This window comes from Streptomyces sp. NPDC001292, from assembly GCF_042896465.1.
Classification (GTDB): domain Bacteria; phylum Actinomycetota; class Actinomycetes; order Streptomycetales; family Streptomycetaceae; genus Streptomyces.
This window is the reverse complement of the sequence record NZ_JBIAXG010000159.1, coordinates 1-1,046: the sequence shown is the minus strand read 5'-3', so window position 1 is coordinate 1,046 and position 1,046 is coordinate 1. Positions and strand designations below refer to the sequence as shown.

Genomic DNA, 1,046 nt, shown 5'->3' with positions numbered 1-1,046 from the left:
CGCCAGCAGTCCACGCTGGAGATGATCGCCTCCGAGAACTTCGCCCCGGTGGCGGTCATGGAGGCGCAGGGCTCGGTCCTCACCAACAAGTACGCCGAGGGCTATCCGGGCCGCCGCTACTACGGCGGCTGCGAGCACGTCGACGTCGTCGAGCAGATCGCCATCGACCGCATCAAGGAGCTGTTCGGCGCCGAGCACGCCAACGTGCAGCCGCACTCCGGCGCGCAGGCCAACGCCGCCGCGATGTTCGCGCTGCTCAAGCCCGGTGACACGATCATGGGTCTGAACCTCGCCCACGGCGGGCACCTGACCCACGGCATGAAGATCAACTTCTCCGGCAAGCTGTACGACGTCGTCGCCTACCACGTGGGCGAGGACGGCCTGGTCGACATGGCCGAGGTGGAGCGGCTGGCCAAGGAGTCCAAGCCGAAGCTGATCGTGGCCGGCTGGTCCGCCTACCCGCGGCAGCTGGACTTCGCCGCGTTCCGCCGGATCGCGGACGAGGTCGGCGCGTACCTCATGGTCGACATGGCGCACTTCGCCGGCCTGGTGGCCGCGGGCCTGCACCCGAACCCGGTGCCGCACGCCCACGTGGTCACCACCACCACGCACAAGACGCTGGGCGGCCCGCGCGGTGGTGTGATCCTGTCCACGGCCGAACTGGCGAAGAAGATCAACTCCGCGGTGTTCCCCGGTCAGCAGGGCGGCCCGCTGGAGCACGTGATCGCCGCCAAGGCGGTGTCCTTCAAGGTCGCGGCGAGCGAGGAGTTCAGGGAGCGCCAGCGTCGTACCCTGGAGGGCGCCCGCATCCTGGCCGAGCGCCTGGTCCGGGACGACGTCCGGGCGGTCGGCGTGGACGTCCTGTCCGGCGGCACCGACGTGCACCTGGTCCTGGTGGACCTGCGCGACTCCGAGCTGGACGGGCAGCAGGCCGAGGACCGCCTCCACGAGATCGGGATCACCGTCAACCGCAACGCGATCCCGAACGACCCGCGCCCGCCGATGGTCACCTCGGGCCTCAGGATCGGCACGCCGGCCCTGGCCAC

At 70.4% G+C, this 1,046-nt stretch carries 1 protein-coding gene; it reads left to right on the top strand.

All coding sequences use genetic code 11. From position 1 onward, the window contains the following. On the top strand, positions 1-1,046 hold a 1,046-nt coding region (gene glyA, locus ACFY4A_RS42715; protein ID WP_390834696.1), incomplete at both ends, for a serine hydroxymethyltransferase.